At 61.7% G+C, this 13770-nt stretch carries 7 protein-coding genes; all 7 read right to left on the bottom strand.

Features of this window, described 5'->3' with window-relative positions; genetic code table 11:
- Positions 1-61: 61 nt before the first annotated feature.
- Positions 62-2284 carry a glycogen debranching protein GlgX gene (gene glgX / locus Q0931_RS01750; RefSeq protein WP_299256647.1) on the bottom strand — a complete coding sequence of 741 codons (2223 nt, stop codon included), beginning with the start codon at positions 2282-2284 and terminating at the stop codon, positions 62-64.
- Positions 2285-2335: 51 nt separating this feature from the next.
- The gene (locus Q0931_RS01745; RefSeq protein WP_299256645.1) at positions 2336-2809 is read right to left on the bottom strand and encodes a DUF2934 domain-containing protein; all 474 of its coding nucleotides are present in this window, start codon (positions 2807-2809) and stop codon (positions 2336-2338) included.
- A 94-nt stretch (positions 2810-2903) separates the two neighbouring features.
- The gene (gene treY, locus Q0931_RS01740) at positions 2904-5825 is read right to left on the bottom strand and encodes a malto-oligosyltrehalose synthase (protein ID WP_299256643.1); all 2922 of its coding nucleotides are present in this window, start codon (positions 5823-5825) and stop codon (positions 2904-2906) included.
- A complete protein-coding gene (gene malQ, locus Q0931_RS01735) occupies positions 5818-7818 on the bottom strand; it encodes a 4-alpha-glucanotransferase (protein ID WP_299256641.1) in 2001 nt (666 codons plus the stop codon). The genes treY and malQ overlap by 8 nt, the downstream gene beginning before the upstream one ends.
- Positions 7815-9611, bottom strand: a complete 1797-nt coding sequence (gene treZ / locus Q0931_RS01730; protein WP_299256639.1) for a malto-oligosyltrehalose trehalohydrolase — start codon at positions 9609-9611, stop codon at positions 7815-7817. The genes malQ and treZ overlap by 4 nt, the downstream gene beginning before the upstream one ends.
- The gene (gene glgB / locus Q0931_RS01725; RefSeq protein ID WP_299256637.1) at positions 9608-11812 is read right to left on the bottom strand and encodes a 1,4-alpha-glucan branching protein GlgB; all 2205 of its coding nucleotides are present in this window, start codon (positions 11810-11812) and stop codon (positions 9608-9610) included. Before glgB ends, treZ begins: the two co-directional genes overlap by 4 nt.
- Entirely contained in the window at positions 11812-13410 is a 1599-nt protein-coding gene (glgA, locus tag Q0931_RS01720; RefSeq protein WP_299256635.1) for a glycogen synthase GlgA, read from the bottom strand. The genes glgB and glgA overlap by 1 nt, the downstream gene beginning before the upstream one ends.
- Positions 13411-13770 lie beyond the last annotated feature (360 nt).

Genomic DNA, 13770 nt, shown 5'->3' with positions numbered 1-13770 from the left:
GACACAGACAGGGCTGTCGGCAATCCGCCGATGACCCGAGGTCATCGGCGGCGTGGTTTGACTACCCGTTACGGATGGCACCGTTGTCATCGCGCACCAGTTCCAGCATCACCATCGAGCGGCCTTCGACCTCATAGGTGCTGCCGAAATCAAAGTGCTCTCCCTCCCTGCTGGCAGGGGCGGCCGTGTTGAGCCGGAAGACCCAGTGTCGGCCGGAGGAGACTTCCGGCAACGTCCAGGTGATCGGCTCATGATGGGCATTAACGATCATCAACAGCGTACTGTGTGAGCCGGCCCGACGAATGCCGGTTGGCTGGGCACGACCATCCAGCAGCACACCAATGGCACGGGAATGATCTGCTTCCCAGGTGCCGACATCCATTTCCTCGGCATCCGGGGTCAGCCAGGTCACATCGCGGACTTCCAGCTCATCGTTCCAGTCGCCGGTAAGGAAACGACTGCGATGAAGCATCGGATAGCGACGACGCAGGGCAATGATGTGACGGGTAAAGGCCAGCAGATCGCGCCCTTCCTGATCAAGCTCCCAGTTGACCCAGCCGATTTCGCTGTCCTGACAGTAGGCGTTGTTGTTGCCACCCTGGGTACGACCAAACTCGTCACCGGCCAGCAGCATCGGGGTCCCCTGCGAGAACATCAGGGTCGCGAGCATATTGCGTATCTGACGCATGCGCAGTTCGCGGATTTCCGGATCGTCGGTCTCGCCTTCCACCCCGTGGTTCCAGGAGTGGTTATCGTCGTGACCGTCGTTGTTGTCCTCACCGTTCGCCTCGTTGTGCTTTTCACTGTAGGTCACAAGATCGCGCAGGGTGAAACCATCGTGCGCGGTAATGAAGTTGACCGACGAGTACGGCTTGCGCCCACGATGATTGAACAGATCCGCAGAGCCGGTCAGGCGCGTCGCAAATTCGGCCAGCTGGCCCTCATCGCCCTTCCAGAAGGCCCGCATGTTGTCGCGGAACTTGTCGTTCCACTCCGCCCAGCCCGGCGGAAAGCCACCGACCTGATAACCGCCGGGGCCACAGTCCCACGGCTCGGCAATCAGCTTGCACTGCGACAGCAGCGGGTCCTGACGACAGGAGTCGAGGAAGCCGCCCCCTTCGTCAAAGCCGTGGGGCTCACGACCGAGAATGGTCGCCAGGTCGAAGCGGAAACCATCGACCCGCATCTCGTCAGCCCAATAGCGCAGCGAGTCGGTCACCATCTGCAACACGCGTGGATGAGAAAGATTGACCGTGTTGCCGGTGCCGGTGTCGTTGATGTAGTAGCGCTTCTCCTCCGGCATCAGGCGGTAGTAGCTGGCGTTGTCGATCCCCTTCCAGGAGAGCGTCGGTCCCATCTCATTGCCTTCAGCGGTGTGGTTGTAGACCACATCCAGGATGACCTCGATGCCGACCGCGTGGCAGCAGGCCACCATCTGCTTGAACTCGCTGATGGTGTTGGTCGCCATGTAGGCCGGGTGCGGAGCAAAGAAGCACAGGGTGTTATAACCCCAGTAATTGTGCAGCCCCTTCTCCTGCAGATGACGGTCATCGGCAAAGGCGTGGATCGGCATCAGTTCCAGCGAGCTCACGCCCAGATTGCGCAGGTGATCGAGCACGGCCGGGTCGCTGAGACCTGAGAAGGTGCCACGCATCGCCTCGTTGACCTTCGGGTTCAGCATGGTCATGCCGCGAACGTGGGCTTCATAGAAGATAGTGCGATCCCAGGGCACATGGATCTCGCGCGAACGACCCCAGGTGAATGCAGGGTCGATGACCCGGCACTTGGGAATAAACGGCGCGCTGTCACGCTCGTCAAAGCTCAGGTCACCGTCTTCATGGCCGATGGTGTAGCCATAGAGGGCGTCATCCCACTTGAGCTCACCGACCAGCTGGCGCGCACAGGGATCGATCAGCAGCTTGTTGGCATTGAAGCGGTGGCCGTTTTCCGGCTCGTAGGGACCGTGTACCCGGTAACCATAGAGCTGGCCCGGCCGGGCATCGGGCAGATAACCGTGCCAGACCTCATCGGTAAATTCCGGCAGCTCGATACGTTCAAGCTCTTCTTCACCATCTTCGCTGAAAAGACAAAGCTCCACTTTAGTGGCGTGCGCCGAGAAGATCGCAAAGTTGACGCCCAGGCCGTCCCAGTTGGCGCCCAGCGGATAGGGCAGGCCTTCACGAACCCGGCTGCGCTGCTGGGCGGAGGAATTCAAGGGCGCTTCGCGCCCGCCCGAAGTAATCCCGGGTGTCGGTGCGCCGGGATGGATCGGTGTTGTGGTCATACATTACTCCCGAAAGGGAAATACAAAAATTCCGGCCATGCAAAGGCACGGCTACTGGTCTGACTTGTCATCGTTGCTGCTGTCACTGTTCCTGCGTTTGGCCGGCGTTTCCTTGGCGGCGGTCGTCTTTTTCTTCGCAGCAGTCGTTTTCGTGGCGGTCGTTTTACGAGCGCCTGTCGCTGTCTTGCCGGCCGCGGTTTTGGATGCCGTGGCCTTGTCGTCACTACTGGCGGCACTGCGCCGTTTCGCCGTACTGGCACGCTTGGTCGGCGCCTTCCTTTTGGTCGCAGGCTCGGTGGTGGCGTCAGCGGCTGCCTGTGTAGCCGCAACCGCGACCGGCTCGGATGTCCTTGTGCTGCGCACAGCCGGTTTCGGCTGGGCGTCCTGAGGCACATCGGTAATCCGCTCTGCGGCCACCATGCGACAGGCCATGTGCCAGTGACGCTCGGCCTGTCCGTCAGGGCACCCCTCGGCTTCCCAGATCCGGTAGGCCAGCAAGCGAATACGAAGCTGATCGTCTGCCATGTGATCCATTCTCCTTCATGGGTCATGCCGCTGCTGTCCGGCAGACCCGTATTATCTGAAAGACGCCGACCCGGGCCGGCGCCAGTGGCGATGGTTACACCGACTGCATCTGATCGCCCGGCGTCACGCTGGCCTGCGTGCTCTCGGCATGAATGGTTTCGGCCTGTTGGGCGTGTTCAGCGTTTGAGGTCACGGAGGCGGCATCCCGGAACAGGACACAAAACGGCAGTGATGACATGAGATCAGACACCGGGGCCTGCAGGTTGACGGCCTGTCCGGTCACCAGCGACTGCCAGCCCCGGGCGTCATCTTCCGAACACTTCACGCGGGTATTGCCCCAGCGTGACGCGTCAATCTGCAGTGTGTCGCCTTCCAGCAGCGAGCCGCCGTGGCGTGTGGCAATGACCATCACGGCCTGGCCTTCATGCTCGCGCGTAAAGCCGATCAGCTGCCCGGCACGCTCGCCTTCAAAGTTCAGCGGCTGGTAGTCGCCGTGTAAAAAGGGTGTCGGCAGGCGCTGTCTGAGTCCCAGCACCTGCGTGATCAGCGCCTGCTTGATGCAGCCATCGCGCCAATGATCGATCAACTCGGTCATGGGCCGGTTTTGCGTCAGCTGCTCGCGGCGTTCGTTGAAATCGACCGGGCGACGGTTGTCGGGGTCGACCAGTGAAAAGTCCCAGCGCTCGGTGCCCTGATAGCAATCCGGGACACCCGGCACCGTCATGCGTAGCAGGGTCTGCACCAGAGCGTTGAGAGCGCCGGTCGGACTGACAGCGGTCACAACGTCGTAAATCGACTGACGCAGGGCGGCGCCCCGATCATCGGTAAGCAGTGTCATGACGAACTCGCGACACTGGCGCTCATGCGCCTCGTCCGGGTAAAGCCAGTGCGAGTTCAGCTTGGCCTCGCGCAGCGCCTTTTCCTGCCAGTCAGCAATACGCGTGGCAAACTGCTCAAGGCCCTGGCCATCGTCAGGCGACAGGGTCAGCGGCCAGGCACCGACAATGAGCTGATACACCATCATCTCTTCAGCAGCCGAGGGACCGGCAGGCGTGCTGGCGTCATCGCAGGACTGACGCAGTGATGAGGACGCGGTCAGCCATCCCCGCACCTGCTCCGCCCAGCGATCGCCCCACTCCGACAGTGCCGCAAGGCGTGCGCGAACGTCTTCGCCGCGCTTGTGATCGTGCGTGGCCGTGGTCACCATCGTGCCGGGGAAGTGACGGGCCTGCCAAGCGTTGAAGCGGTGGAAATCCTCGGTCGAGCAGGCAAAGTGTGCCCCGTCAAAGCCGACATCGTTGCGCGAGATCAGCACGGCGCTGCGATAGCCGGCCGTATCCTCCACGGCTTTCGCCGCCAGCGGCGAGGTCAGCTGGGCAAAGCGCACGATGGCGTTGCGCTTTTGCCGACAGCCCGGCTCGTCATCGTTGGCCGGGGCGTCACCGCCCAGCCAGTCATAAATCTGATCAAGCACTGCCTGATCCGGCGGTGTGAGCGACTCTCTGGCTGCGGCCACGGCGTGCGCAAAGAAGTTCTCGTCGCGCGGCGCCAGGCCCTGATCATCGGCGTAGGTGCGGTAGATGGGGAACTGCACGGCCAGCTCGCGCAGAACGCGTCGAATCATGGCAGGCGTCGTGTCCCGGGTCATGGGGTCATGGCGCGCCACATCGGACAGCGCTCGAACGGCGCGCTCGAACTCGGTGACCAGAGCGGTATCGATGATCTCGCGGCGGGCGCGAATGACCTCTTTTTCAAAGCTGTGCTCGCGACCTGACAGCGACTGCCACAGCGCCTTGAGCGGCGCCTCGCCTTCCGCGTCATGCTGAAGCTTCGAGACGACGTTCATGAATTCATAGCCGGTGGTACCGGTCACGCCCCAGCCCAGCGGCAGTGACTCATTACCCTCCAGAATCTTTTCCACAAAGATCGGCAGCGGCGTCTCCGGCGCTCCACCGGGACGGCGCGTGGCCGCCTCATCGACACGAGCACGCAACAGGCGGCAATAGCCTGCCGGGTCGGCCAGCCCATCGACGTGATCCAGGCGCACGCCATCGACCAGTCCGCGCTCGATCAGTTCCAGCAGATAGACGTGGGTCTGGGCAAACACGGCCGGATCATCCACCCGCAGGGCGCCGAGTTCGGTAATGTCAAAAAAACGCCGCCAGTTGAGGCTGTCATTGGCCGTGCGCCACCAGGCCAGCCGATAGTGCTGGCGCTCCAGCAGTACGTGCAGCCGCTCGGCACCTTCCGGCGTTTCCGGGTTATAGCGCGCCAGCAACGTGTCGAGCGCGGCGCGGCCCTCCCCGGTGCGCACATGTTCGGCAAGGGCCAGACCTGCCCGCTCGGCCCCCTCCTCCAGCGAGACGGCCTCTTCGATCTGCTCAAACAGTCGAGCCTGTTCGCCCATGCCGCCTTCCAGCAGCATCAGCGCGTGGCAGCGCGGGTCGATGGGAAAACAGTGCTCGAAATAATCGACCTGGAAAAGGCCGGTGCTCTCATCGAGGGTGAGCTTCATGTCGCCGGACACCAGCGCCTGACCATAGGGCTCGCCAAGAAACGGCACCAGCAGCCGGCCATCCAGGGTCGGGTCGCCGTTATCGCGCCAGTTGATGTCGAACATGTCGGCAAAGCGACCGGACGGCCCCCAGCGCAGCACGTCCAGCCACCAGGGGTTTTCGCGCCCCCCGACCGCCAGATGGTTGGGGACAAAATCGACGATCAGCCCCATACCAAAGGATCTGAGCCGCTCAACCAGATGCGTCAACGCGGCCTCATCCCCGATCTCGGGATTGAGTCGAGTGGGGTCGACGCCGTCATAGCCGTGGGTCGAGCCGCTACGCGCGTCCCACAGCGGAGAGGCATAGAGATGAGTGATGCCCAGTCCGGCAAAGTATTCGACCAGCGCCTCGGCATCCTTGAGGGTGAAATCCTTGTGAAACTGCAGACGCAGACACGACAGCAGCGGCTTTAAATCCGGCGTGTTCGATGATGCTGCCTCCATGGATGCTTCACTCATGCGGCCCTGCTCCTGCGCGTGCGGTGGTCATTGCCCGGAGTCTCGCCATGACGCCGGAGGTTTCAAACATCTCGTCAACCGCCAAAGGCAAACGACGGCGCCAGTTGGGGTGTTCATCAAGTGTGCCCGGCAGATTGGGCTGCTCTTCAAGCCCCAGCAGATCCTCGAGCTGCAGCAGCACCAGTGGCGAAGGCGTCGCCCCGATATGGCGCGCCGCGGCTTCAAGCCAGGTATCGCGGTCGGCATCCGGCTTGATCCCGAAGGTCTCGGCCAGCGCGACGATGTCCTGCTGTCGCATCTCGCGCTGCTGGTCGGGCGTCTCCCCCTCACCCAGCATGTCGAGCTCGATACGCCAGTCCAGATCGCGCCCAAGCCGCCAGCCGGCCACCGTGGGCAGGTCGTGAGTGCTGGTCATCGCCACGGCCCGCGCCGGATAGTCCCTGGCAGGTGTGAAGGTCGTTTCCTCACGCTCGAACCACAGCACGCCCATGCCCAGAATCCCGAACTGCTCCAGCCGTTCACGAAAGGCGGGCTCCACGGTGCCCAGATCCTCGCCGATGATCACGGCGCGATGGCGCCATGATTCCAGCGCAATCAGACGCAGCAGCGACTGCTCGGGATAGCGAACATAGGCCCCTTCGGTGGGCGGGGCGCCTTCGGGAATCAGCCACAGGCGGGAAAGTCCCATGATGTGATCGATACGCAGGCCACCGGCGCCGTGTAGGCAGGCCCTGAGGGTGGCGATAAAGCCATCGAAGCCATACTCGATCAGCCCCTGTGGCGAGAAACCCGTGACGCCCCACTCCTGACCGTTGGCGTTGAAATCATCCGGCGGTGAACCGATACGAAGCCCGCCCAGCATCTCTTCCGGGCGACTCCAGGCCTGGCTGCCGTGGGGGTCCACGCCCACCGCGATATCGGCGATCAGTCCGATGCGCTGGCCGGCGCCGATGGCGCGCTGCTGTACGGAGGCCAGTTCAAGGGCAATCTGCCACTGCGCAAAGGCATAAAAAGCCACGCGCTCGCCATGTTCCTGACTGAAATTCGCGACCGCCTCGCTTTTGACATCCTGCATATCACCCGGCCACTCGTGCATGGGCCCCAGCGCTTCGCTGATGGCCTCAAAGCGACAGTGGTTTTCAAGTGTCTCACCGCTCTCCCTGCGAAAAGCGTTCAGGGCCTGGCGATCGGCCTCGGACAGCGCCGCGAAATCGTGCTCGAGCGCCTGCCAGCGCCTCCGGCTAACGCGCTCGTAATCCACCAGTGCCGCATCGTCACTGTCATCGACCGTACGGTCGTCCGCCGGATGGCTCAGAGCACTGTAAAGCGGGTTGTAGGCCAGTCGCGTTGAAGGTGAATAAGGTGAAAAGCGCTCGGGCTGATGCGGGAACAGCGCATGCACCGGGCTGATCGCCAGCGCATCGAGGCCTTCCTGTCCGGCGCGCTCGGCAAGACGCCCCAGCGCTTCACAGTCACCGATGCCCGCATCCCCCTGGCGGCGCAGGCCGTAGAGCTGCACGCCAAGGCCTGCCATCGAGGGCGAGTCGTCTCCGGCCAGCGTGGCCACGTCCATACAGCGATGCGGCGCGACCGCCAGACGTCGCCTTTGCCCCTCGATCTGCAGCTGGTAATAGCCGGGCTCGGTGATGGCTTCCAGCCTGCCCTGGGCATCGACCTGCCCGCTCAGGCTCCTCCCCTGTTCATCGATGAGGGTGTAATCGGTGCCGGCCGGCACCGTGCCGGGCAGCTCGATGCCCTGCTCGATCTCGCCGACGATCAGCGGCGGCCAGTCGGCCACGGTGGCCGGTGAATGCAGGCGCTCGATGGCGGCCAGGCTCGCCTTGATGTCGGCGGGCGATTCAGTGGCGTAGCCAAGCCCTTCCAGCACCCCCTTGATGGTGGCCTCATCCAGCTGTTGTGGACGGTCCTGGCTGTCCTGCCAGACGATCACGATGCCGGCGGCTTCGGCCAGTGACTTCAGTACATGGTTCATAAATGGCTGCTCAGACAGGCGCGAATTGCCCCCGGTGCCAGCGTGGTGGCATCGTCCGATTCGCCAAGTTCATAGAGTCGCTGCCCTTCCGGAGCGTCGATACTGACGCGCTGCTTGCCCAGATTGACCGCAATGGCCAGCACGGTGCCATCGCCCATGCGCCAGTGTGCAAGGATCGCGCCCTCGCCCAGCGGCACGGCGCCCATGGGACGTGTACCGGGCAGGCGCGGAATGATTTCAGCGTGGCGAATATCCAGCAGCGTCATGTAACGGGTACGCCACATGGCGGCTTCAGGGTCATCCATTGACTCACTTTTCAGGCAGGACTGCTCGAATGTCGATACCGCATTGGGGTCGGGAATCTGCGCGCGGGTCTTTTCGTCCTTGAAGTGCGAGAAGTCGGCAAATTCGCTGCGGCGGCCTTCACGCACGGCGTCGGCCAGCTCATCGCGGTGATCGGTAAAAAAGAGAAACGGATTGCGCTCGCCCAGCTCCTCCCCCATGAACAGCATCGGGATCATCGGGCACAGCAGCAGCAGGGCCGTGGCCGCCTCAAGACGCTTTTGGTCGACCAGCGAAATGAGGCGCTCGCCCATCGCCCGATTGCCCACCTGATCATGATTTTGCAAAAAGGCGATAAAGGCCGTGGTCGGCAGGTGGCCACTGGGCTCGCCACGTGCATGGCCGCGACGGTCGTTCTGGCCCTGAAAGATAAAGCCGCCGTGAAGGGCACTGGCCAGCTTGTCGGTAGCATGATCGCAGTAGTCGGCGTAGTACCCCTCATGCTCACCGGTCAGCAGGGCATGGAGCACGTTGTGGATGTCATCGTTCCACTGTGCGGTGTAGGTGCTTTCCAGCAGTGAGGCGCTGTTGCGCTCGTTTTCAAGCATCAGATGGATATGACGCGTGTCGTTGACCTGCGCTTTGATCCGCTCGCTCATTTCGCGCAGGAAGCCGTCATTATTGATGGCATGGACGGCATCAAAGCGCAGGCCGTCGAAGCGGTATTCCTCAACCCACATCAGAGCGTTATCAATGAAGAAGTCCCGGACCTGAGGGCGTTCGAAATCGATCTCATCGCCCCAAGGCGTTCGCTCACCGGTAAAGAAATCGCCGGCGTAGTGCGGCAGATAGTTCCCGTCCGGGCCGAAGTGGTTATAGACCACATCCAGAAAGACCATCAGGCCCAGGCCATGAGCCTCATCAATCATGGCCTTGAGCTGGTCCGGCGTGCCGTAGGAAGCTTCGACGGCGTAGGGCAACACCCCGTCATAGCCCCAGTTGCGTGCCCCGGGGAATTCGTTGACGGGCATCAGCTCGATGGCGGTAATGCCCATGCCGGCCCAGTCCTGCAGACGCTTTCGAACGCCATCAAATCCGCCCAGCACACCGACATGCACTTCCAGAATGACGGTTTCATGCCAGGGCCGTCCCTGCCAGTGACTGTTTTTCCAGCCATGGCCCTGGGGGTCAATGACCACACTGGGCCCGGTGATGTCTTCATGCTGGGCACGTGCCGCCGGGTCAGGCACGACCAGATCATCGCTGATGCGATAGCGATAGTGCGCCCCCGGTGGGCACTCGAGCTCAAGCGTAAAATGGCCGTTCTGCCCCTTATCCATGGAGAGAACTTCGGGTTCACCGCCGGGCGTGCGTGACAGCTCCAGCCTGACTGCCTCGGCATCGGGTGCCCAGAGGGTAAAGCGAGTGCGGTGATCGTCCAGTACGATGGCACCGTAATGGCAGCGATAAGAAAACCGATCACCAGTGGATTCGGATACGGAAGCACTCATGTTGGCCAGTCTCCCTGACGCAGATAAAGCGTACTTAATGGTGGAAGCGTCAAAAGCAGTGACGCAGGATGGCCATGGCTGGGGTCGGGGTGTGCATGCAAGGCACTCCCGTTGCCCTGGTTACTTCCAGCGTAGAACACACTGTCGCTATTAAATATCTCGCGCCAGACACTCATGACCGGCACACCGATGCGGTAGTGATGGTGAACCACCGGGGTCAGGTTGCAGACCACCAGCAGGGGCGCCTTGCCGGTCTCGGCATGGCGTAAAAAGGCAATCACGCTATTGGTGCTGTCATCGCCGACCACCCAGGAAAAACCAGCCGACTCACCGTCGCAAACGTGCATCGCCGGGTCCTCGACATAGATCCGATTGAGATCGGCAATGGCGCGAGACAGTCCGCGAGGGCCGGCCTCATCCAGACGCTCCCAGTCCAGCTCGCGGTCATGATCCCACTCGCGCCACTGCCCCAGTTCGGTCCCCATGAACAGAAGCTTCTTGCCGGGATGAGCCCACATGAACGCCAGATAGGCCCGCAGCCCGGCCAGCTTTTGCGCTTCATCACCGGGCATTCTGGACAGCAGTGACCCCTTGCCGTGCACCACCTCGTCATGGGAAAGCGGCAGCACGAAATGCTCGGTGAAGGCATACTGCAGCCCAAAGGTCAGGTCATTATGGTGCCAGGCACGATAGAGCGGATCGCGGGACATGTAGGACAGCGTGTCGTGCATCCAGCCCATGTTCCACTTGAAGGTAAACCCGAGGCCACCTGTGGCGATCGGCGCCGTGACGCCCGGCCAGGCGGTAGACTCCTCGGCGATCATCATGACCCCCGGGCAGCGCTCGGCAACCGTGGCATTGAGCTCGCGCAGGAAGTCGACAACTTCCAGATTCTCGCGCCCGCCGTGGATATTGGGCAGCCAGTCATCATCGGGGCGGCTGTAGTCCCGATAGAGCATCGAGGCCACAGCGTCCACGCGAAGCCCGTCGATATGGAAGTGCTCGAGCCACTCCAGCGCGCTGGCAATCAGAAACCCCCGGACCTCATTACGCCCCACGTTATAGATCAACGTGTTCCACTCGGGATGAAAACCTTCACGCGGGTCGTGATGCTCATAGAGCGAGGTACCATCAAAGCGCGCCAGCCCGTGCTCATCGGCCGGAAAATGCGCCGGCACCCAGTCCAGAATGACGCCAATGCCGGCGCCATGGCAGGCATTGACGAAACGGGCAAAGGCTTCGGGCGAACCCATGCGGGAGGTGGGCGCAAACAGGCCGATGGGCTGATAGCCCCAGGAGCCTACAAAGGGATGCTCATTGATGGGCATCAGTTCGATATGGGTAAAGCCCATATCGGCCACCCAGGGAATCAGCCGGGAGGCCAGGGCGTCCCACTCCAGCGTATTGCCGTCATGATCGTGCTGCCAGGAGAGCACATGAAGCTCATAGATGGACAGCGGCGCCGTGCGAATATTGCTGGCATCGCGGCGCCTGAGCCAGGCATGGTCGTGCCAGTTGAAGGGACGATTGCCGGCCACCACGGAGACATCCGGTATTGCTGCCTCCGTCCGACGCGCCAGCGGATCCACCTTGTGGCGAAGCTGTCCGTCGCGATCGACAAGTTCAAAGCGATAGCGCTCGCCAGCCCTGAGGTGCGGCACAAAGATGGCCCATATGCCACTGCTATCGTGGCGCTGCATGGCGTGCCGGCGCCCGTCCCAGACGTTGAAGTCGCCCACGACCGACACCCGCTGTGCGTTGGGCGCCCAGAGCGTAAACCGCACGCCATCGACCCCATCAATTGCCGTCGGGCAGGCGCCGAATACACGGGCCAGCTCACGGTGACGTCCTTCACTGAAAAGATGAAGATCCAGCTCTCCCGGCAGCGGCGCAAACCGGTAGGCATCTTCCGTAATCTGGATAACGCCTTCGGGCCAGGTAATGCGAAGGCGATAGCGCGACGCCAGTGGCAGGTGCGCTCGATAGAGACCACCCTCCAGGGGCTCGGCCACAGCCAGTAACTGATGCGCGGCATCAATCAGCTCTACGGCTTCGGCACCCGGCAACAGCAGGCGAACCAGCGTTTGATCGCCCTGCTCATGCGGGCCCAGCCAGCGAAACGGCTCATCGTGTCGTGCCTGCGCAAGGCGCGACAGGGCGTCACGCTCGCCCTGGCAAGCGCTGGAAAATGCTGTTGCCATTATATGCTCACATGTCTTAACGAATGGGCCGTTACCCCTGCAGGAACCATCAGCTGATGATAGAGGCGTCGATAGGGGGTGACGGACAGTCGCCACTGGTAGTGGATCGCCATGGCGGCACGGCGCATGGCGTAGAAAAGCTCGGTGCAGCCGAAAATCCGAAAGGCGCGCTCAATGGCTTTCTGGAAATCCTGCTGCGAGAGCTCATCAAACAGGAATCCGGTGATGCCATCCTCGATCGTATCGGCCAGTCCACCGGTGCGGTGGGCAATGGGCAGTGAACCGAAGCGCTGGGCATACATCTGCGACAGGCCACAGGGCTCAAAGCGCGACGGCATCAACAGAAAATCGCTGCCGGCAAAGATGCAGCGCGCTTCGCGCTCGCTGAAGCCGATGTGAACGCCGATGGCCCCCGGAAAGCGCGCTTCAAGATTGCGCAGGGCGTTTTCGATGCCCGGCTCACCGCAGCCGATCACGACCAGCTGACCACCGGCGCGCACGATCGATTCAGCCGCCGCAATGGTGAGGTCCAGCCCCTTTTGATGCACCAGCCGGGAGACCACGGCAAACAGCGGTCCATGACTGACGGCCAGCCGGAACATGCGACGGACATGATCGGTGTTGGCGCGCTTGCCGGCCCAGTCATTGGTGGCAAAGGCGCAGGCCAGATAGGCATCCGTCTGTGGATCCCAGCTGTCATCGATGCCGTTGGCGATACCGCTGAGCCGTTTGTCGCGGGCACAGTCCGACAAAAGCCCTTCCAGCCCGCAGCCAAAGGCCGGCGTGGTGATTTCCCGGGCGTAGGTCTCACTGACCGTCGTAATGTGATTGCTGTAGATGATGCCGGCCTTCATGAAGGAAAGCCGGTCATAAAACTCGAGCCCCTGCGGGGTGAAGGCGCTCTCGGGAACGCCCAGTCGGGACAGATATTCCGGACCGTAAAGCCCCTGATAGGCCAGATTATGAATGGTATAGACGCAGGGCGTATTATCGCCGTTCCAGCGCAGGTAACCCGCAGCCAGACCGGTCTGCCAGTCATGCAGATGCAAAAGATCAGGGTGCCAGCCCTGATCCTCGAAGCGGGTTTCGGAAGTATCCATCGCCATCTGTGCCGCCGCCAGCGACAGACGCGCAAAGCGGAGGGCGTTGTCTTCCCACTCCTGCCCGCTTTCATCCAGATAGGGGCTGCCGGGACGGTCATAAAGCTCGGGGCAGATCAGCACATAGACGGTCAACCCTTCAGGTAGCTCGATACGCCCCAGATCACAGCCGGGAATATCAGCAAGCCCGGGCAGATATTCAACAACATGAATTGGCCAGATGCTTTCAAGGACTTCGCGATAGGCCGGCATCAAAACACGCACATCGTAATGATTGAGCAACGCGCGCGGCAGGGCGGCCGAGACATCGCCGAGCCCGCCAACCTTGACGAAATCGGCAAGCTCCGAGGTCACGAATAAAACAGGATCAGCCGGCTCGCTCTGCCCGGCAGAAATACTATGACGTGCGAGGGTGTCAGATACAGGTGTAATGGATGTTGTCGTTTTTGTAGCGTGAGTGGCGTGTGCCAAAGTGGCATCAACGGCTGAATGAGACATGCGCGACCTCCTCGCGAAGTGCGCTGACGCCGAAATGTCTCGAGCCATTAAGCGGTACAGTCGACAGACCTGTAGAGCGCCGACGCTTTTGGACGGCACCACACGGACGCTGTACAGACATCGTCTCTATCGACATTCCCTGTCGACAAACGATCGCTTATGGTCGGCTGTGCATCCGGCACCACCGCTACCTGATAAATCCATCAGAAAAATGGTGCCCGAGCATCACGACCATGTCGGAACCATGAGCCAGATATAGCGTGAACCGAGAGCAGCGTCAAAGCCCTTTTAAGGGCGCTGTTACCAATTTTGTAATCTTTGTAAACAAGTTGATCTGGATTAAAAATCCAGGCAAAAGAA

The sequence above is a fragment of the uncultured Kushneria sp. genome (assembly GCF_947497025.1).
Classification (GTDB): Bacteria; Pseudomonadota; Gammaproteobacteria; order Pseudomonadales; family Halomonadaceae; genus Kushneria.
The sequence above is the reverse complement of the archived record's forward strand: the minus strand, read 5'-3'. Positions and strand labels throughout refer to the sequence as shown.